The 20,058-nt window shown below is 43.9% G+C and carries 16 protein-coding genes; 3 read left to right on the top strand and 13 right to left on the bottom strand.

Translation table 11 applies throughout. The features are described 5' to 3' along the window. Positions 1 to 6: 6 nt before the first annotated feature. On the bottom strand, positions 7 to 1,464 hold the full coding sequence (gatA, locus tag AC0VZ9_RS01950) for an Asp-tRNA(Asn)/Glu-tRNA(Gln) amidotransferase subunit GatA (protein WP_026041578.1): 1,458 nt from the start codon (positions 1,462 to 1,464) through the stop codon (positions 7 to 9). A gap of 13 nt (positions 1,465 to 1,477) precedes the next feature. Continuing rightward, the gene (gatC, locus tag AC0VZ9_RS01945) at positions 1,478 to 1,768 is read right to left on the bottom strand and encodes an Asp-tRNA(Asn)/Glu-tRNA(Gln) amidotransferase subunit GatC (RefSeq protein ID WP_009335962.1); all 291 of its coding nucleotides are present in this window, start codon (positions 1,766 to 1,768) and stop codon (positions 1,478 to 1,480) included. 223 nt (positions 1,769 to 1,991) lie between these two features. Here gatC and AC0VZ9_RS01940 point away from each other — a divergent pair, with 223 nt between their 5' ends. Further along, positions 1,992 to 2,345, top strand: a complete 354-nt coding sequence (locus AC0VZ9_RS01940; RefSeq protein WP_019380120.1) for a cupin domain-containing protein — start codon at positions 1,992 to 1,994, stop codon at positions 2,343 to 2,345. 204 nt (positions 2,346 to 2,549) lie between these two features. Here AC0VZ9_RS01940 and AC0VZ9_RS01935 read toward each other — a convergent pair whose 3' ends face one another. Together AC0VZ9_RS01935 and aceA are read right to left on the bottom strand one after the other, a co-directional pair. Then, entirely contained in the window at positions 2,550 to 2,984 is a 435-nt protein-coding gene (locus AC0VZ9_RS01935; RefSeq protein WP_009335964.1) for a YueI family protein, read from the bottom strand. 206 nt (positions 2,985 to 3,190) lie between these two features. Continuing rightward, positions 3,191 to 4,480 carry an isocitrate lyase gene (gene aceA / locus AC0VZ9_RS01930; protein WP_475396986.1) on the bottom strand — a complete coding sequence of 430 codons (1,290 nt, stop codon included), beginning with the start codon at positions 4,478 to 4,480 and terminating at the stop codon, positions 3,191 to 3,193. A gap of 634 nt (positions 4,481 to 5,114) precedes the next feature. Between aceA and putP the strand changes: the two genes are divergently transcribed. Then, entirely contained in the window at positions 5,115 to 6,584 is a 1,470-nt protein-coding gene (gene putP, locus AC0VZ9_RS01925) for a sodium/proline symporter PutP (protein WP_009335966.1), read from the top strand. A gap of 124 nt (positions 6,585 to 6,708) precedes the next feature. On the opposite strand, the gene AC0VZ9_RS01920 is transcribed toward putP, so the two are convergent. The 9 genes from AC0VZ9_RS01920 to AC0VZ9_RS01880 form a co-directional block, all read right to left on the bottom strand. Continuing rightward, on the bottom strand, positions 6,709 to 7,260 hold the full coding sequence (locus AC0VZ9_RS01920) for a cysteine hydrolase family protein (RefSeq protein WP_026041579.1): 552 nt from the start codon (positions 7,258 to 7,260) through the stop codon (positions 6,709 to 6,711). A gap of 115 nt (positions 7,261 to 7,375) precedes the next feature. Then, positions 7,376 to 8,923, bottom strand: a complete 1,548-nt coding sequence (gene pruA, locus AC0VZ9_RS01915; protein ID WP_064328209.1) for an L-glutamate gamma-semialdehyde dehydrogenase — start codon at positions 8,921 to 8,923, stop codon at positions 7,376 to 7,378. Positions 8,924 to 9,737: 814 nt separating this feature from the next. After that, positions 9,738 to 10,907: a CamS family sex pheromone protein gene (locus AC0VZ9_RS01910; protein ID WP_019382927.1), complete on the bottom strand. Its 1,170-nt coding sequence runs from the start codon at positions 10,905 to 10,907 to the stop codon at positions 9,738 to 9,740. 15 nt (positions 10,908 to 10,922) lie between these two features. Continuing rightward, positions 10,923 to 12,929, bottom strand: a complete 2,007-nt coding sequence (gene ligA / locus AC0VZ9_RS01905) for an NAD-dependent DNA ligase LigA (protein WP_217028236.1) — start codon at positions 12,927 to 12,929, stop codon at positions 10,923 to 10,925. Positions 12,930 to 12,983: 54 nt separating this feature from the next. Beyond that, positions 12,984 to 15,215 carry a DNA helicase PcrA gene (gene pcrA, locus AC0VZ9_RS01900; RefSeq protein WP_475396985.1) on the bottom strand — a complete coding sequence of 744 codons (2,232 nt, stop codon included), beginning with the start codon at positions 15,213 to 15,215 and terminating at the stop codon, positions 12,984 to 12,986. A gap of 75 nt (positions 15,216 to 15,290) precedes the next feature. Next, positions 15,291 to 15,977: a heptaprenylglyceryl phosphate synthase gene (gene pcrB, locus AC0VZ9_RS01895; RefSeq protein WP_251175371.1), complete on the bottom strand. Its 687-nt coding sequence runs from the start codon at positions 15,975 to 15,977 to the stop codon at positions 15,291 to 15,293. A gap of 342 nt (positions 15,978 to 16,319) precedes the next feature. Continuing rightward, positions 16,320 to 16,628 (bottom strand): YerC/YecD family TrpR-related protein, encoded by a 309-nt coding sequence (locus AC0VZ9_RS01890; RefSeq protein WP_019382930.1) that lies wholly within the window; start codon positions 16,626 to 16,628, stop codon positions 16,320 to 16,322. A 40-nt stretch (positions 16,629 to 16,668) separates the two neighbouring features. Then, the gene (locus AC0VZ9_RS01885) at positions 16,669 to 17,724 is read right to left on the bottom strand and encodes a DUF3048 domain-containing protein (RefSeq protein WP_019382931.1); all 1,056 of its coding nucleotides are present in this window, start codon (positions 17,722 to 17,724) and stop codon (positions 16,669 to 16,671) included. Positions 17,725 to 17,818: 94 nt separating this feature from the next. Further along, positions 17,819 to 19,561, bottom strand: coding sequence for an adenine deaminase C-terminal domain-containing protein (locus AC0VZ9_RS01880; protein ID WP_026041806.1), 1,743 nt, complete (start codon positions 19,559 to 19,561; stop codon positions 17,819 to 17,821). A gap of 195 nt (positions 19,562 to 19,756) precedes the next feature. Here AC0VZ9_RS01880 and AC0VZ9_RS01875 point away from each other — a divergent pair, with 195 nt between their 5' ends. Further along, positions 19,757 to 20,047, top strand: coding sequence for a YgaP family membrane protein (locus AC0VZ9_RS01875; protein WP_009336749.1), 291 nt, complete (start codon positions 19,757 to 19,759; stop codon positions 20,045 to 20,047). Positions 20,048 to 20,058 lie beyond the last annotated feature (11 nt).

Below are 20,058 nucleotides of genomic sequence, written 5' to 3'. Positions count from 1 at the left end.
CCCCCCTTACAGTCCCGGTTTTTGCTTATGGAATTCTGTAGCCTGCTCAAAAGCATGCGCTACGCGGTAAACAGTGCTTTCATCAAAATGCTTTCCGATAATCTGAAGGCCAAGCGGCAATCCATCCGCGAATCCGCAAGGTACGCTGATTCCAGGTACGCCGGCAAGGTTTACTGGAATTGTCAGAATATCATTTGCGTACATTGTCAGCGGATCAGATGTATTTTCACCAATCTTAAAGGCAGGAGTTGGTGCTGTCGGTCCAATAATGACATCATATTTTTCAAAAACATTTTCAAAGTCTTGTTTAATCAGTGTACGCACCTTTTGTGCCTTTTTATAGTAAGCATCATAATAGCCTGAACTTAAGGCGAATGTGCCAAGCATGATGCGGCGTTTCACTTCATCACCAAAGCCTTCTGCACGGGTCTTTTTGTATAAATCGATTAAATTCTCAGGATCTGCTGTTCTATAGCCATAGCGTACGCCATCAAAGCGTGCCAGGTTTGCCGATGCCTCAGAGGAGGACAGCAGATAATACGTTGCCAGTGCATATTTCGAATGCGGCAGGGAAACTTCCTCCCATGTTGCTCCAAGTTTTTCTAACACTTTCAGGGCGTCCAGTACTGACTGGCGCACCTCTTCATTCACACCTTCAGCCAAATACTCTTTCGGTACGGCAATTCTCAGCCCCTTTACATCCCCAGTCAAGCTTTCCGCATAGCTTGGGACCTCAACATTTGCTGAAGTAGAATCCATAGGATCCACACCTGAAATTGCCTGAAGCAGATATGCGTTATCTTCAACGGTCCGTGTAATTGGCCCGATTTGGTCCAGAGATGAGGCAAACGCGATCAGTCCGAATCTTGATACTCTTCCATATGTAGGCTTTAACCCAACAACTCCGCAATAAGAAGCAGGCTGTCTGATTGAGCCGCCTGTGTCTGATCCAAGAGAAAATAAAACTTCACCGGCTGCAACAGAAGCAGCAGAACCACCGGAAGATCCTCCGGGAACTCTTTCTAGATTCCATGGGTTTCGGGTTACTTGAAAGCCTGAGTTTTCATTGGATGATCCCATTGCAAATTCATCCATATTCAGTTTACCGATTGTAATGGTTTCAGCATTATGTAATTTGGATGCAGCAGTCGCATCATAAATTGGATCAAAGTTTTCAAGGATTTTACTCGCACTGGTGGTGCGCAGCCCCTTCGTTACGATGTTATCCTTCACGCCGATTGGCATACCGAACAAAAGGCCTTTTGCCTCGTCTGTTCCAATTTTCCCATCCATTCTTTTAGCTGCTTCACGGGCTTTTTCTTCATCAAGCGTCAAGAAAGCCTGTACTTTATCTTCAACTTCACCGATTCGCTTGTACGATTCGCTGACAAGGTCGGTAACCGTGATTTCTTTCTTATGTAAAAGCTGATGAAGTTCCGATACCTTATGGTCAAATAAACTCACCATTTTCCCCTCCCTATTCAATAATAGACGGCACTTTTATATAGCCATCCTGATGTTCCGGTGCATTTTTCAGAACTTCTTCCTGTGGAAGCCCCTTATTTGCCTTATCTTCTCTCAATACATTCTTCATATCAAGAACATGGGATGTTGGTTCAACATGGTCTGTATCAAGCTCATTCAGCAGTTCGGCAAATGAAATCATCTTGTCCAGCTGTTCGGTGTATGCAACAGCTTCTTCCTCAGTCATTGCAAGTCGCGCCAGGTGTGCAACATGCTTAACCTGATCTATTGAAATTCTCGACATTAATGCCACCTCCAAAAATTGAATACTGTCAATGCACAATTATTATGATCATACCAAACTTTCGCGCGTTAAAGCAATACGCGCACGCCAGCTGGCTTAGCAATCTTCTGCTTATTTTACCATGAGTTCAGTGAATTGTGTGTTTGCTTCTCTTTTTAGAGGATAAATGAAAAGCGAAACCGAATAAATGGGGGTTGCGGTAATAAATACAGGAGGTGCGATTATGGAATTTTTCCGATTTGATTTGGATGTCAGCAGGGAAATTGCCCAATTCAGCAGCCACAATGCCAGCATCACCCCGATTATCCGGAACAAAACAGCTACAGTTGGGTGTATCCACCTGAAGGATAATAGTGTTTTAGGCATGCATCCGGCAGCTTGTCCCCAGCTATTTCTCATCGTTGACGGCGAAGGATGGGTTAAAACTGCTGGCGGTGAGCAAATTGCAGTCCAAAAAGGAACCGCTGTTTATTGGTCTGAAGGTGAGGAACATGAATCAGGCTCTTACCTTGGCATGACTGCAATTGTGATTGAAGGTCCTGATTTGGATCCCCATCTGTACCTGAAGGGCCTTTGAATAGATAGCGGAACACCTCGAATGGGCCGGTAAGTGCTGAATTTTGGCCGGTAAATCCCGTATTTCGGCCGATATTTTACAAAAATTTGACCGGTAAAATCCCCATTTCGGCCGGTATTTTATAAAACTTGACCGGTAAAATCCCCATTTCGGCCGGTATTGTGGTGCTTTCCTCTCAAAATAGAGCAGCGCTGAAGACGCTGCTCATTTCCGCTTGAATAGTTTGGCAAATAGGCCGCCCTTTTTTTCTTTTTTTGCTTCTGCTTTGACCGTTTTCCTCTCCACGAAAATTTCCGGTTTATCAATCGCATAGTCATAGGCTAGAACCAGCCCGATCTCTGAATTATGATCTTTATTGGTGACGATTGTATATTCGACCTTATAGGTTGAGGCAAGCTTTATATATTTTGATAAATAGGAGTAGCTCATATTCCCATTTAGATAAAGATGAGCCTTGCTGTTGGCTTTAAGGGCCTCTTCCACCTGCGGATAGATTCCATCTTCCCTTATCTGCGGCTGCTTCAAGGCAATGACCACCCTCTCCCGAAGCGAGCCAAGAAACTTGCGGCGCTCATCAGGCTTGGTCTGTTTTTGTCCATGAATCCCCTGTTGAAGATAATCATCTATATTTTCAGCCAATTGTACATCCTCCATCCTTATATGACCTCAATGCTTCCATTGTATTCAGTATTACGTCCTATTTCAAATTTCGCCTATATAATATGTATGTTTTTGCAGCATGTACTGTGCTTGTCCCTTAAGCAAAAAAATACCCCCCTTCCAGGAAGAGAGGTTCAAAATAGGAGAATATACAGGTAAGAAATCAAGTTACATACGGGTAGAATTTAAGCTTCCTGCTTTTCAGTAAACTGTTCTTCCTCAGTGGATCCCTTCAAAGCTGTTGTCGAGGATGTTCCTCCAGTAATGACCATGGAAACCTGGTCAAAATAGCCGGTACCCACTTCACGCTGATGTCTTGTCGCCGTGTAGCCATGTGTTTCGCTGGCAAACTCGGCCTGCTGCAGTTCAGAGTACGCTGCCATTCCGCGGTCTTTATAGCCGCGAGCCAGTTCAAACATGCTATGGTTTAGCGCATGGAATCCTGCCAAAGTAACAAACTGGAACTTATAGCCCATTTTGCCGAGCTCAACCTGGAATTTTGCAATCGTTTCGTCATCGAGCTTTTTCTTCCAATTGAATGAAGGAGAGCAATTATACGCTAACAGCTTGCCAGGGAATTTTTCATGGATTGCTTCAGCAAAGCGTCTCGCTTCATCAAGATCCGGTTCTGAGGTTTCACACCATACCAGGTCTGCATAAGGAGCATACGCCAATCCCCGAGCGATCGCTTGGTCAAGACCTGCCTTTGTACGGAAGAAACCTTCAGGTGTGCGTTCCCCGGTAATGAAAGGTGAATCATAAGGGTCCACATCGCTGGTTATTAAGTCTGCAGCGTTGGCATCAGTCCGTGCGACAATGACAGTCGGCACGCCCATAACATCCGCTGCCAATCTTGCAGAAATTAAATTCTTAACAGCAGTCTGGGTAGGCAGCAAAACCTTTCCGCCAAGGTGGCCGCATTTCTTCTCAGAAGATAGCTGGTCCTCAAAGTGTACTCCGCCGGCACCCGATTCAATCATGCCTTTCATAAGTTCAAATACATTAAGCTGGCCGCCGAATCCTGCTTCCGCATCTGCTACAATCGGAGCGAACCAGTCAATGGAATGATCGCCTTCCATATGATGAATCTGGTCAGCTCGCTGAAGGGCCTGATTAATTCGTTTTACAACACTCGGAACACTGTTGGCCGGATATAGACTTTGGTCCGGGTACATATTTCCGGACAGATTCGCATCTGCAGCAACCTGCCAGCCGCTTAAGTATATGGCCTTCAGCCCAGCCTTAACCTGCTGGACAGCCTGGTTTCCCGTTAACGCCCCTAATGCATTAACGAATTCTTCTTCATTCACAAGCTTCCACAGCTTCTCTGCACCACGACGCGCTAATGTATGTTCAATATCAATTGACCCTCTTAATTTAATGACTTCCTCAGCCGTATACGGTCTTTCTACTCCATTCCAGCGTTCATCCATTTCCCAGCTTTCCTGTAACTGACGCACTCTTTCATCTGCCATTTGATTAAATCCTCCTTTTAATTTAGAAAATCATCATTTGAGCAAAATCCCAGTTGCACTGCATTTCTGTATCACAACAGGTATTAAATTATTAGCTGTTATGATATAAGTCTAAGTTGTTATAAAACAATTAACCATCTATGTTTTGTATTATATAACAGAGATTTCTTAATGGGAACCCCTTTTTAAAAAAATTTTCAAAATTTACCGCTAATTCTCTAATCTATCCAATAAAATAGCTCTTTTCGCCAACTTAATTTTATAAATTTAGATGAATAGATATGTTGATATATGTGATATAACAGCAAATTAATGCGAAATAACGTATTTTTATACATTTATATCTTTGTAGCTTACAAGGTTTTTTGTCCCTCAACCTTTATTATGTTATGATAATAAACGTCTTTTCAAAGTGGACCATTCCCCAAACCGATTTTTCCACAAACACAAAACTGCATGTTACTGTATAAAAGGAACTTTTCCACGTATGTTTTAATGGGGACATAAATAGAAAAATGGGGGTGAACATATGGATTTCACTATGGCGACGTGGCTTTGGCTTCTTATTCCAATGCCATTATTGATCGTACTATCAGGCATCTCATATTTTGTTGAAAGGAGAGGATAAATAAGTATGGATATAAATATACCAACTTTAATTGCCATTATTGTTTATCTGGTCGGCATGCTGCTGATTGGCGTGCTTGCAGCCAGAATGACTAAAGATTTATCTGATTATGTTTTAGGCGGACGAGGGCTTGGAGCTGGAGTTGCAGCCTTGAGTGCCGGAGCTTCTGATATGAGCGGATGGTTAATGCTGGGATTGCCTGGAGCTGTTTACTTAGGCGGTATGGGTGAAATATGGCTTCCTATCGGTCTGGCAGCCGGTGCCTATCTGAATTGGCAGTTTGTTGCTAAGCCACTGCGTGTCTACACAGAAGTAGCCAACGATTCGATTACAGTTCCCGGGTATTTTGAAAACCGGTTCCATGATACTTCAAAATTGCTGCGGGTAGTTTCTGCAATCGTCATATTAGTCTTTTTCACTTTCTATACTTCTTCCAGCCTGGTCGGCGGTGCCATTCTATTAGAAAATTCATTCGGGATGGATTATACACTCGCTCTTTGGGTCGGAGCTGCTGTCATTTTGTCATACACATTATTTGGCGGCTTCCTTGCAGCCAGCTGGACAGACTTTATTCAAGGCATTTTAATGTTCTTAGCCTTGATTATCATTCCGATTACAGCGATTCAGGAGCTTGGCGGTTGGAATGAAACACTAGATCAGATCAGCGCGATAGATCCAACACATTTAGATGTTGCTTCAGGAGCCACTTTTGTTGGCGTAGTTTCCCTGCTGGCATGGGGGCTTGGCTACTTTGGACAGCCGCATATCCTTGTCCGCTTTATGGGATTAAAATCAACAAACGACGTTCCAAAAGCCCGCTTGATCGGTATGACGTGGATGGTTCTTTCGTTATTTGGAGCACTGTTTGTAGGGTTTGCCGGCATCGCCTATTTTGCAGATGCACCGCTTGCCAATTCTGAAACAGTATTCATCATGTTTTCACAGGTACTATTTAATCCATGGGTAGCTGGATTCTTATTAGCAGCCATTCTCTCAGCAATCATGAGCACAGTTGACTCTCAATTGCTCGTTTCTTCAAGTGCACTGGCGCAGGATTTTTATAAATCCATCTTCAGAAGAAATGCTTCCAAAAAGGAAGAAATGATTGTTGGCAGAATTGCTGTACTGGGCATTGCCATTATTGCCATCTTCTTAGGGTATAACCCAGAAAGCAAGGTGTTGGAACTTGTCAGTTATGCTTGGGCCGGATTTGGTGCAGCCTTCGGGCCAGTTATCATCCTGAGCCTGTTCTGGAAGCGCATGACACGGAATGGCGCCCTTGCCGGCATTATTGTTGGTGCCGTAACAGTAATTGTTTGGGCACAGCTTACCGGCGGACTGTTTGATTTGTATGAATTGGCGCCCGGCTTCCTATTTGCAGGTCTAGCGATCATCATCGTCAGCCTTCTGGATAAAGCACCTTCAAAGGAAGTTCAGGAGCAGTACAATCAATATAAGTCTGTCCTTAAAAATTAATTGCAGCAACCCTCTTCCTTTGTGGAGAGGGTTTTTTGTATGTCTGTCGTTCATCCATACAATTACAGGCTTGAGCCGGGAATCAATATTTTGTGTTGCCGGCTTAATTACAAAGCAGGAATCATTAAATTACTTCTGCTCCAAGCGTATTTGCAAAATGCCTTAAGGCCCACTGATGACCCTCCTGATCAAATGAAGCAACAGCATCTTTATAAATCACTATTTTAAACCCTTTATTATAAGCATCGACTGCTGTATGAAGCACGCAAATGTCTGTGCATACACCGACCAGGTGCACCTCCTCAACACCGCGTTCCCTCAGTTTTATCTCGAGATCGGTTCCTGCAAATGCAGAATATCTTGTTTTGTCCATGAAATAAACATTTTCAGCGTCTTTGTTTGTTTCATAAATCTGCTGCAATAAACCGTACAGATTTCTTCCCTCCGTGTTCCTGATATTATGCGGCGGAAATAATTTTGTTTCTGGGTGATGGATGTCTCCTTCATCATGAACATCAATGGCAAAAACAGTGAAATGCCCACTCGCGATAAACTCTCCTGTAAGGTCCGCGATCTTCTTTTCCAGCAGCTGTCCAGGCTTACCGCATGTCAGCGCACCGCCTTCCGCTACAAAATCATTTGTGTAATCGATATTAATCAAAGCTTTGTTTGGCATTTTCGCATCACTCCAATCTATAGGCTTATTTTCATCATATACTTCAAAGTCCTGAATATCCAATAAAAAAGGAACAGCAACCAAGTTGCTGTTCCCGCCTCCAATCGGAGGTTTATTAATACATTTCAGAAGTAGTCTTCGCCTGCATATGCAGAAGAATGTAGTCAGGGCCGCCCGCCTTGGAGTCAGTTCCTGACATGTTGAATCCGCCGAATGGCTGGTATCCAACAATCGCGCCTGTACAGCCGCGGTTGAAGTATAAGTTTCCAACATGGAAGTCTTCGCGCGCTTTTTGGATGTGCTCACGGTTCTGTGTGATCACAGCACCTGTTAAGCCGTACTCGGTGTTGTTGGCGATTTCAAGCGCATGATCGAAATCTTTTGCCTTTGTGAAGCCAACGACAGGTCCAAAGATCTCTTCCTGCATTAAGCGTGCATCCGGGGCAAGGTCTGCGAATACTGTCGGCTTGATGAAGAAGCCTTTCGAGCTGTCTCCTTCTCCGCCCGTCATCAGCTTGCCTTCTTCTTTGCCGATTTCGATGTAGCTCATAATTTTATCAAATGCGCCCTGGTCAATCACTGGACCCATGTAATTGCTCTGGTCTTCAGGATTGCCCTGCGTTAATTCGTTAGTCAGTTCCACCACACGGTTAAGAACCTGATCGTATACATCTTCTACTACAACCGCACGTGAACATGCAGAACACTTCTGGCCGGAGAATCCGAAAGCAGAGGCAACGATTGAAGTAGCTGCCAATTCAAGGTCTGCTTCTTTGTCCACAACGATTGTGTCCTTACCGCCCATTTCAGCGATCACACGCTTTAGCCAGATTTGGCCTTCGTTTAGCTTGGAAGCACGCTCGTTGATGCGAAGACCAACGTCGCGTGAACCCGTGAAGGAGATGAAGCGAGTGTCTTTATGGTCAACCAAATAGTCGCCCACTTCTGCACCGCTGCCCGGCACGAAGTTCAGCACGCCCTTCGGAAGGCCTGCCTCTTCCATCACTTCAACAAATTTCGCAGCCACAACCGGTGTTGTAGAAGCTGGTTTTAATAGAACTGTATTTCCTGCCACGATCGCGGCAACAGTAGTGCCGGCCATGATTGCAAGCGGGAAGTTCCAAGGAGAGATGATGATGCCCACTCCCAATGGAATGTAGTCATAACGGTTATATTCGTTCGGACGGCTGTTGACTGGAACACCGTCTTTGATTTTTAAGATTTGGCGTGCATAGTACTCAAGGAAGTCAATGGCTTCCGCAGTATCAGCATCTGCCTCGTTCCAAGGCTTCCCTGCTTCCTTTGTTAAAAGGGCAGAAAACTCATGCTTACGGCGGCGGATGATCGCAGCAGCTTTGAATAAAACATCTGCGCGTGTTTCCGGCTTCACTTTTCTCCATGTTTTGAATGCTTCAACAGCAGCCTGCATTGCTTTTTCCGCAAGCTCGCGGTTTGCCTTTGAAACACGGCCAACTACTTCTTCTTTATTAGAAGGATTGATTGATACAATTTTATCTTCAGTAGAAATGCGCTCTCCGCCAATTAAAAGATCATAATCCTGGCCCAAATAGCTTTCTACAGTTTGTAAACCCTTTAAATATGCTTCACGATTTTCTTCTTCTTTAAAATTCGTGAATGGCTCATGCTTATAAGGTTGTACCATTTTTACCGCCTCCTGTGTGTACAAATATCAAACGCCAGATCGTAGCGCCCCGCCCCGTTTTATAAACATGCTGGAGAAAGGTCTGCTATTCTCTTAAAACGTTTTCATCCAAACACTATATTAACACGAAAATAACATTATCTTCAAACATTCTCCGCTGATGTTATATATTAACATCCTTCGAGAGAAATTGCAGTTTTACTTAGAAGGATAAGGGGTTGAAGATTCTTAGGGCAGGTTTTGGATAAAACTGTTATATAAAAAATTTTAGTGCTGTTATTTTTTAGCAGTGAATATCATTTTTGTTTACTTCTTATCATTTTTACAGCTATGAACTTTTATGGGGACCCTTATTCTTGCATCTCTCTATTGTGTCGCCATTGCCTTCTATGACGACCACTTTCCTCGTGCCTCTTCCTTTTTCGTCGTCATGAACCCCTCTATGGCGACCATTTTCCTCGTTCCTCTTTCTTTTTCGTCGTCATGAACCCTCTATGACTACCATTTTCCTCGTTCCTCTTTCTTTTTCGTCGTCATGAACCCTCTATGACTACCATTTTCCTGAGCCTCTTCCTTTTTCGTCGTCATGAAGCCTTTATGACGACCATTTTCCTCGAGCATCTTCCTTTTTCGTCTTCATGAATACTCTATGATGACCATTTTCCTCGTTCCACTTCCTTTTTCGTCTTCATGAAGCCTCTATGACACCAGATTTTCTCAAACTGCTTCCAATTTTCCACAATGCCCGTAACCCTCTTTCCTGAAATTAAAAAACCCAGAAGATGCATCTTCTGCACTTCTGGGTACCCTGGTTCTATTGATAGATGTGGACAAAAGGTTCGCTTTGGTCTGCTTTCCGGACTACTAGCGCTTCCGGTCCGTTGACAGATGAGATATTCACCTGGACTGAGATGTATTCAGGGAAGTGTTTGACGACAAGCCCTGTTACATACTGGGTAAATCCAATCGCTTCTGCTTTTCCATAGAATTGGATTGGGATATCAATATTAACTTCCTGCAATTGGTCCTGAGCGTAGAAGGCTTTCCCGATAACTCCATTGAAGTTTGGGAAATAGGTTTCTACATCCTGTTTAAAGTTAAGAAAAGCCGTTAAATCATCTCGATGATTTTTTTCAGCCGTGTTTGAAGGGAAAAGGACATATTTCTCGTTGACGTCTTCCCATCCGCCAAGCTTAGTGCTTCCTTTATCCGCCGTAGCGTATGTAAAGAAGCTGCCTGGCACCACCGAAGTTCTTGATTGCTGTTCAAACAAAGCAATGGTTACCGGCACATCTTTCAGGCCTTTGATTTGCCGTACTCTCTGCAGTACTTCTTCAGCCAGCTTTTTACCTTCCCGTTCGATGACATCTTGGTCAATCTTTGTTTCGAAAGTGGCACCATATTGTTCCTTTTGATAATAATGGACAGAGTTCATGGCAAGGCCAATTACAACACCGCCGAGCCCCACTTTTCCATCATCATTTTTCAGCAAATAGTTGTGTTCAAGAATATGGGCAAGGTAGATCGGGCTTTTTTCATTGTTTTTATCAATATCTCCGCCATCTGCGATCATTGGATTTAAGCCGATATTGTCTTCTGCCTTCATTTCGCGTTCCTTCAGCTGAGCATCAGTGAATTTACGGTTTAGCCAAGCCTGGACTGTGCCTCTCTTTAGATACTGTCCTTCCTGGAATAAGTATTTATCAGGATCAAACGTGTTTTGCGCAACTCTCATAAGTCCTGTCTCAAATTCATTGATATCATATTTGGTGTTTACATTATTGACCACGAGACCTCTGGATTCACTTGGTTCAAAAGGCAGCAGTGTTCGATAATACTTTTCAGAAATTTTATAGTTCGGAATGATTGCCTTATCCTTTTCGTTCTTGTCTTCCTGAACAACTTCCTCCTGCTTATTAAAATTAGGCGCACAGCCTGCTAGCAGAAGGGTTAGAGATAAAGCAAGCATCATCAGTTTTTTCACGGAGCTTACACCCTCTTACTTATTTAATTCTTCAACCAGTCTCTCCTCGTTCCAAACCTCTACTCCAAGCTCCTGGGCCTTCGTCAGTTTGGATCCAGCCTCTTCTCCGGCGATTACAACATCTGTTTTCTTGCTGACGCTTCCGGATACTTTACCGCCTAGCGCCTCTATTTTTTCTTTTGCTTCATTCCGGCTCATTATTTCAAGCTTTCCTGTCAGAACCACTGTTTTTCCTGCAAAAAAGCTATCCGAGTTTTCGGCCGAAACAGGCTTTGGCCCATTATAAGCCATGTTGACCCCAGCTGCTTTCAGCTCCGCAATCAGTTCATGGGCTTCTTCCTGATCAAAGAAGGAAACGATAGAATCAGCCATTTTTTCACCAATTTCATTGATAGCTGTTAAATTGTCCCGGGATGCTTTTTCAAGTGCTTCCATATGGCCAAACTCCTGGGCCAGCGTCTTGGCTGCCTTTGCGCCAACATGGCGGATCCCCAGCCCAAATAAAAGCTTTTCCAATGAGTTGCCCTTGGAGTTTTCAATTGCCTGAATGAGGTTATTTACTGACTTTTCACCCATCCTCTCGAGCTGGATGAGCTGTTCATACGTTAATTTATAGATATCTGCCACATCTTTAATCAGATTTTCGGCAAATAATTGGCTGATCACCTTTTCACCAAGGCCATCAATGTTCATGGCGTTGCGGGATACAAAGTGAATTAGGCCTTCCCTGATCTGGGCCGGGCACTTTGGATTAATGCAGCGCAATGCCACTTCACCATCAAGGCGGACCAGTTCGCTTTCACACTCAGGGCAATGTGTCGGCATGTTAAAATCCTGCTCCTCACCCGTTCTCCTGTCAGCCAGAACATTTACAACTTCAGGGATAATATCTCCTGCTTTTTTCACAACGACCTGATCGCCAATCTTAATATCTTTTTCGCGAATTAAATCTTCGTTGTGCAGTGACGCCCTTTGAACAGTCGTTCCGGCAACACGGACAGGCTCCAGAAGTGCAGTTGGCGTAACTACGCCAGTTCGCCCCACGCTTAATTCAATATCCCTTAATGTGGTAACAACCTCTTCTGCAGGGAATTTATAAGCAATGGCCCAGCGTGGGCTTTTTGCCGTAGTGCCAAGCTGCTCCTGTGATTCAAGTGAATCGACTTTAATAACGATGCCATCAATATCATAAGACAGGTTTGGACGTTTGTCAGTCCATCCCTGTACATATTCAATGACTTCCTCGATGCTTTCACATCTTTTGCGTTCTTTATTCGTTTTAAATCCAAGGCTATCCAGATAATCCAGACCTTCGCTATGGGATACAACGCCTGTATCCCCTACATTCGCTATGCCGTAGACAAAAATATCGAGATTTCGCTTTGCCGCCAGACGCGGATCAAGCTGCCTTAATGAACCTGCTGCGGCATTCCTTGGGTTTGCGAAAGGCTCTTCCCCATTCTCCTCTTTCGCTTTATTCAATTTCTCAAAAGAACGCCTTGGCATGAATGCCTCACCGCGCACTTCCATCGTGACACTCTCTTTCAGCCGGAGAGGGATAGAGCGAATGGTCTTTAAATTTGCTGTGATATTTTCACCGATGGATCCGTCCCCGCGTGTGGCACCGAGAGTAAAAAGCCCATCCTCATAACGGAGGGAGACAGCCAGCCCATCGATTTTCAATTCGCATACATAAGAAACATTTTCACCTGCACCCTGGCGGACACGGCGGTCAAAGTCTCTTAGGTCCTGCTCACTGAAGGCATTGCCCAAACTGAGCATTTGTGACTGATGCTCCACCTTTTCAAACATATCAAGGATTTCCCCTCCAACCCGCTGTGTTGGAGAATCTTCTGTTTTCAGCTCGGGAAATTGCCCTTCAAGCTCAATGAGGTCCCTCATCAGTCTATCGTATTCAGCATCTGGAACAGACGGCTGATCAAGAACATGGTATTCATAATTATACTGATTCAAAAGGTTGTGCAGATCTTTCACCTTTTTTTCTGCCAATTGAAGGTCCATACATTCAACCCTTTCTATAGTCCTTTAAAAAATGCCTGGCAGGCTGCTCTAAGTTTACGCCTTTGTAATCGGTGCAAATTTGGCCAGCAGACGTTTAATGCCAACTGGTTTTGGGAACGCAATATCCAGCTCTGTTCCTTCGCCGGAACCTTTTACACTGACAACTGTACCTGTACCCCATTTTCCGTGCTGGGCTTTGTCGCCGACTTTCCAGTCAATTTCATCTCCGCCTGTATTCGATGCAGATGGACGAACCACCGCTTTCCGCTGAGGCTGTGCTCCTCTTGAAGCTGAAGGAGATCCAAACGGGGATGATCCAAATGGAGACGGCTTTTTAGCAGGTTCAAGCCCATCCAGCAAATCAGCAGGAATTTCTTTGATAAATCGGGATGGCGGATTCATATTCGTGCGTCCAAATAAAGTACGCATTTGTGCATTCGTAATGTAAAGCTCTTCTTCTGCCCGCGTGATTCCCACATAAGCAAGACGGCGCTCCTCTTCCATTTCCGATTCTTCCATTAGAGAACGGCTGTGCGGGAATACACCTTCTTCAAGACCTAGTAAAAAGACAACAGGGAACTCTAGCCCTTTTGCTGAGTGAAGTGTCATAAGCACAACTGATTCAGCTTTTTCCCCATCATCATCCAATTTATCAATGTCAGCCACAAGAGCCAGATCAGTCAAAAATGCGATAAGCGATTTATCTTCGCTGGCTTCTTCAAAGTTTTTTGTAACAGACAGGAATTCATCAATGTTTTCCAGACGGCTCTGGGCTTCAATGGACTTCTCGGCAATGAGCATATCCCGGTATCCTGATTTCTCCAGCAGCTCTTCCACAAGTTCTGTCACAGATAAGTATTCCTGCATTTGTGTATAGTTTTTAACCAAATCCCTGAATTCAATAGCCCCTTTTGTAATTTTCGGGCTCAGGCCAATCAGTTCAATGGACTCAAGAGCTTCAAACATGCTCATCTCGTGAAGCTGTGCAAAGTTGGCGATTTTATCAACGGAACCGGAGCCGATTCCGCGTTTTGGCACATTGATGACACGCTGAAGGCTGATATCATCATCCGGATTTGCAATCAGACGCAGGTAAGCAAGGATGTCCTTAATTTCTTTGCGGTCGTAGAACTTGATGCCACCGACAATGGAATATTCAATATACGACTTTAACAGTACTTCCTCCATTACACGGGACTGTGCGTTTGTGCGGTACAAGATAGCAATATCCGAAAAGCTTCGCTTGCCGCTGCTGATGTATTCTTTAATTTTCCCTGCAACAAACTGCGCTTCTCCCTGCTCGCTGTCGGCACGATAGTAGAAGATCTTATTGCCTTCTGCGTTTTCAGTCCAAAGGTTTTTTGGCTTTCTGTTGAGGTTCTTGCTGATGACTTCGTTCGCAGCCAGCAGAATCCTTTTAGTTGATCGGTAATTTTGTTCGAGCATAATAGTCTGTGCATTTGGATAATCCTTTTCAAAAGAAAGGATGTTGGCTATGTCCGCACCGCGCCATTTATAGATGGACTGATCGGAATCACCGACCACACACAGATTCTTAAAACGGCTTGCCAAAAGCTTGACCAGCATATACTGCGCTCTGTTAGTATCTTGGTACTCATCCACATGAATGTACTGGAATTTGCGCTGATAATATTCAAGCACTTCCGGCACTCTCTGGAACAGCTGAATCGTGATCATAATAAGATCATCAAAATCAAGCGCCTGGTTGCGTCTTAGTCTCTTTTGGTACTCTGTATATACATCACTTGCAACCTGCTGAATATAATCTCCTGCTGTTTTCGCATACTCTTCAGGGGTAATTAATTCATTTTTTGCCGAGCTGATAGACCCCAGGATAGCACGCGGATCAAATTTCTTTGGATCCAGGTTTTTATCCTTGAGGATTGATTTAATCACCGATTGCTGATCTGTTGAATCAAGAATCGTGAAATTGCGGTTATAGCCAATACGGTCAATATCTCTTCTTAAGATTCGAACGCACATGGAGTGGAACGTCGAAATCCAGATTTCATCTGCAGCTCCGCCCATCATGTTATGAATACGGTCACGCATTTCACGGGCTGCTTTGTTTGTAAAAGTGATTGCCAGAATATTGTAGGGGTTCACACCCTTTTCTACCATCAAGTAAGCAATCCTGTGGGTAAGCACTCTTGTCTTTCCGCTTCCCGCTCCTGCCATTATAAGAAGTGGTCCGTCTGTTGTTTTTACCGCATTTTGCTGCTGCGGATTCAGTCCGTTCAATAATTTATCCGTTAAAAATTGCATTTCTTCTCTTCACCACCATAGAAACATATGTTCTTATATCTATTTTATCTTTTTTTATAATCATCAGCAACTGAATTAGGCACGAACAGCTTCGACAGTGGCCAATGCAGCCTGCAGATCATCGTAAATAATATTTCCGACCACAATTACGTCCGCATGCTCAGCCATTTGACTTGCCTGCTCGGCATTCATGATGCCGCCGCCGTAAAATAATACGGTTTCTTCAAGCGTATTTTTCACCTCTGCGACCACTTCAGCGTCTCCGTACTTTCCGCTGTATTCCAGATAGAAGATTGGCAGGCTGAACATCTTCTCAGCCATCATGGCATATGCCCTTACCTCATCCAATGATAAATCTGTCCTTGAATTGGTAACGTGTGCCGCTTTGCAATCTTCATTCAGGATGCAATAACCCTGAACCAGAATTTCTTCCCAATTCATGACATCCCCATATTCTTTTACAGCCTCCTGATGAAGGCCTGTAATCCACTTCACGTCCCGGCTGTTAAGGACTGTCGGGATAAAGTATAAGTCAAAGCCCGGGGTAATTGAATCAATGGTTGAAACCTCCAGCACACAAGGGACTGTGTATCGGCGGATGCGTGCCATTAAATCCAGCACCTTTTCCAGCGTTACTCCGTCCGTCCCGCCCACAATAATCGCGTCTGTTCCAGACTCACAAATCATTTCCAGGTTTTCATCTGATATATTTTTATCCGGATCGAGCTTAAAAACGTGGCTCCATTCGCGAACATCATACATGCAAAATTGCCTCCATTCTATCATTCCATTTCATCATTATATCATTTAAGATAGTGAATAAAAAATAAAAGCTGAAGCGCCTCGAACAGCCCGGACAAGCGCTGGCCGACGCTGCCACGTCCTGTGGCAACGTCGGCACTAGTAATCCTGTACGTCGGAAGGTCAGTGGATGAAGTCGTTTTTTTGACTTCATCAGCTTGCCTGAAGCGACCTCGAGGGGCTGGGCGCTGAAGCTAGATAAAAAAGTAAAGCAGGAAGTCTTTATGAGGTGGAAAAAATTATTAGGGGAAACAAAGAAAAAAACCGCGGGAACAGCCCCATCGGTTTAAGTAATACGAATATTTACGCTTTTTCAGGTTCTTCTTCTTTGATTCTTTCCAGTGCCATTTCATAGGCATCATTTCCATAGTTGAGGCATCGCTTCACGCGGGAAATGGTTGCCGTGCTTGCGCCCGTATCTGTTTCAATTTTATGATAGGTTTTGCCTTCACGAAGCATGCGTGCCACTTCCAGACGCTGAGCCAGGGACTGTATTTCATTAACTGTGCATAAGTCATCAAAGAAGCGATAGCACTCTTCCAGGTCATTTAAAGATAAAACAGATTTAAATAACTGATCCAGTTCTTTGCCTCTTAGCTTATCAATTTGCATATATTTGCATACCCCTTTATTGTAATAGTTTTTGACATAATTATTGTTTAGCTTCAAAGGAAACCGTTTGCTCATTGCCCATGCTTGATGGAACGATGTTGATCCAGGTCTTTCCTGGCACCAGGCCAGCCTGTTTCCCATTTAATACAGGAAGAATTCGCCCGTCAATATTTTCCCATTTTACTTCTGTCACTTTCCCTTTTTGCAGGAGGTATCCTTTTCCCCCAGAAGTTAAGTTAATATCACGGCGGCCCGCGCTGTCAACCACTTTATGGTCTGCTTCTGCAATGAAGATGTTATCAAGCAATACAGGTTCGCCGGATTTGTAATCAGCTGTAAGTTCGCCATTGGAATATCTTTTGTATTTCTCCAGTGCCGCATCATACTCATAGATGACATTGAATAATTCATTGTCCAAATAGGAGATCATGGCAGAGTCAGCATCCTCTCCCTGAATAGCCTTTGCATCTTCCTTCGACAGAAACGCCAGAGATTCCGGTTCGTTTTCCATCACATAATTTCTTTCCTTTGCACCCTTCAGCACATTTTCGAATGAAATATAGGAATTATGAGGAGCCTGGCGGAAGCTTTCCCGTTTAAACAGTGTACCGTCATACTGCATTCCATTCAGATTATCAATATAGCCCTGATCCAGCAATTCTTTGGCTTCCGGACTATAGCCGTGGGCAATGTAGAGGCTGTCATAGCCTTTCGCCAGCTCAATATAATAATCTCTTGAACTTCTTACCGGCCCTATCATTTCGGGCTGCTCACTTTGAAAAATAGCAAGAAAACGCGTCACGTCCCCTTCTGCCAGCAATTCGTAGACGATATCAGCCTGGTTAAGCCCGGATTGCGGACGGGCTTTCGGATGATTATTGATCATCACCGCTACAGCCCTTCCATCCACCTCAGCCTCCGACCCGAAGCCTGTGAGAGGATAGTGAAATGGAAGTTCTTTTTCAGAGCTTACCCCTTTTGCAGCCTCTTCCGCTTTTTCCGTATCTTGTTTTTCAGGCTCTTCAGTTTTTTCTTTGCTGCAGCCAGAGACTAAAAGCATTGCCGCTGCTGATACAGCTATCCATCTTTTTAGCATTTAGCACCCCTGTGTTTTTTGCTTTGATGCAGGTTCTATGTTAGCTCCACCACTGAGCAGTCTTTATCTCTATTATATAGTATACTTTTATATTTTAACGCATTATCGTTGGAAAGAGTACCGTTTTATTCATTACATCATACATCCCCTGCTGAGTAATCCTGATATAAGGCAGATGCGTTGAAGAGAAAAAGAGCAGCGTATACATTGGATCTTCATGTCTATAGCCTTGATCACGCAAATAATGAACAAGCTGTTTTTCTTCCTCCATTAATTCCTCCACATTTTTATGGGACATCACACCCTTTAAGCGGAGTTCCATCTCCTGGACAATTCTTCCCCCTTCTGATATGACAATGCCTCCGCCAATTTCTTTCAGCCGGTTAAAAGCATTCAGCATTTCCTGTTTTCTTTTTCCAATTAAGATAATGTCACCGGTATTGGAAAAAGAACTTGCCATTCCATCCAGGCTTTTCGAGAACCCTTTTAGTATCGTATTTATGCGCCAGTGTCCATTCCGGTCAACAAGCATGAAGAAACATTCATCATGGTCTTTCTCCAGTTCTTCGGATGAAACGTCAATCGTGATGGAGTAGGGCTTCGTAATAACTGCATTCTCCAGTTTTATCCCGAAAGGCATGGAGAATTGCATATCATCAGCAGTTAGCTCCCAATCAATATCCAGCGGTTCGAAGCCGTATTCTCCCCATTCTACAGGCTTATAGGCGTGCAGGTTTTCACCATCTCTTTTCACCCACTCCCCTTTGGCAATAACAGATAATGGAGTTGGTTCTTTTTCATCTGACAGAAAATTAATATTGGCCACCCTTCCTGTCGCAATGGAGCCATGTAAATAATCGATTCCATAATGACGGGCCACATTAATGGTAGCCATGTTATAAGCATCAATTACCGGCACTCCTTTATCTATGGCAATGCGGATCATATGGTCAATAATTCCCTGTTCATAGAAGGAGGAAAAGGAACCGTCTGTTGTGAAGATCATCCGATCATATTGATCAATGCCGATTTCATGCATCTCGTCCAATAAAACCGGCAAATCGGGACGGATGGAAGAATATCTGAGAGATACGGTATATCCCTGTAAAAGACGATTGTAAATATCCTTTCCCGTCATCGACTCATGGTCGCAATCAGCACCAAGCAGCATGAGCTTTGCCAGCGTTTTTTCGGATGCCCCAGGAAAATGGCCTTCAATCTTTTTCCTCATCCGCTTAGTCTCCTGAATCCAATGAAGCATCATATCATCGCCATCCAAAAGCTTCGGCCAGCCTGTAAGCTCTCCTCCCTGAAGCACGGCATCATGCTCAAGCCATGATTTAACGTTCCCATGCGAAAAAACGGATTCTTCATGCTGGATTTCCGTTTGTGCATCAAATCGGCACCACCAATAGGTTGTTGCAGGCATGTTTCTCATTTCCTTCAGGAAAGAAAACGCTTTCTTTTTATCCTGCTGTAAAGCAAGGACCATATTGTCATTAATCAGGGTTGTTGTACCAAACTGCGATGCATAGCTCGCCAGGGAATGGGGATTATATAATTGAAATGGATGGGCATGCGGTTCAATATATCCAGGAACCAGCGTGAGTCCCGTACAATCAACGACCTCACACTGTTCTATTTTTTCCGGCAGCTTTTCGCCCACATAAACAATACGGTCGCCATAAATCCATATATTTGCTGTTATCCATTTGCGAAGTGCCTGATTAAGATAACGGGCGTTCTTTAGTAATATCGTCGGTGACAGTTTTCCGTCCAATACGGAAACATGTTCACGCAAGTGTCTGTTTTTCCAACGGTAACGCTGTTCCAGCACCATACTCCCTCCCTTGTTGATATCTATATATAAAAGACTCTGTTTTTAGAATAAAATCAATGAGTGAAATGGCTATAAATCAGTAAAGAAAGCCCTTTCATTTCTCTTGTTTTTTATAGTAACATATTTCACTGTTTAACGCATTAAAGAATCAGTAAAAGATTGTAAAATTTTTGTGAAAGTGGTGACACAACCATGAATGTAAAACCAAATATCGGCATAGTAAATGCCTTAATACGCATAACAGTCGGATTAACTGTCTTAGCCTGGAGCACTTCAAAGCTTGTGAAAAGACCTTGGCGGGACTCTTACCTCATGATGGCCATGCTGGGCGGCATGAAGGTGGCAGAGGGAATTGTCCGCTTTTGCCCTTTGACAGCTCTTTTTGAAAGAGGCCAGGACATGGTTCAGGAAAAGCGAAAGCAGGATGGCAATCACAATAATGATGATGCTGTTGAGGAAATTCTCCCGTATAATCCATCTTAAATTTCTTAAAA

The organism is Cytobacillus sp. QJM3NY_8 (genome assembly GCF_056173585.1).
Note: the sequence above shows the minus strand (reverse complement) of the source record. Positions and strands in the feature narration are given on the sequence as shown.

Coding starts and splice junctions, on each gene's coding strand:
- gatC (WP_009335962.1), bottom strand. CDS start 1,768: ATGTCGAGAATTTCAATAGATCAGGTTAAGCATGTTGCACACCTGGCG.
- AC0VZ9_RS01940 (WP_019380120.1), top strand. CDS start 1,992: ATGGAATTTTTCCGATTTGATTTGGATGTCAGCAGGGAAATTGCCCAA.
- aceA (WP_475396986.1), bottom strand. CDS start 4,480: ATGGCAGATGAAAGAGTGCGTCAGTTACAGGAAAGCTGGGAAATGGAT.
- putP (WP_009335966.1), top strand. CDS start 5,115: ATGGATATAAATATACCAACTTTAATTGCCATTATTGTTTATCTGGTC.
- AC0VZ9_RS01920 (WP_026041579.1), bottom strand. CDS start 7,260: ATGCCAAACAAAGCTTTGATTAATATCGATTACACAAATGATTTTGTA.
- pruA (WP_064328209.1), bottom strand. CDS start 8,923: ATGGTACAACCTTATAAGCATGAGCCATTCACGAATTTTAAAGAAGAA.
- ligA (WP_217028236.1), bottom strand. CDS start 12,929: ATGGACCTTCAATTGGCAGAAAAAAAGGTGAAAGATCTGCACAACCTT.
- pcrA (WP_475396985.1), bottom strand. CDS start 15,215: ATGCAATTTTTAACGGATAAATTATTGAACGGACTGAATCCGCAGCAG.
- pcrB (WP_251175371.1), bottom strand. CDS start 15,977: ATGTATGATGTTCGCGAATGGAGCCACGTTTTTAAGCTCGATCCGGAT.
- AC0VZ9_RS01890 (WP_019382930.1), bottom strand. CDS start 16,628: ATGCAAATTGATAAGCTAAGAGGCAAAGAACTGGATCAGTTATTTAAA.
- AC0VZ9_RS01885 (WP_019382931.1), bottom strand. CDS start 17,724: ATGCTAAAAAGATGGATAGCTGTATCAGCAGCGGCAATGCTTTTAGTC.
- AC0VZ9_RS01875 (WP_009336749.1), top strand. CDS start 19,757: ATGAATGTAAAACCAAATATCGGCATAGTAAATGCCTTAATACGCATA.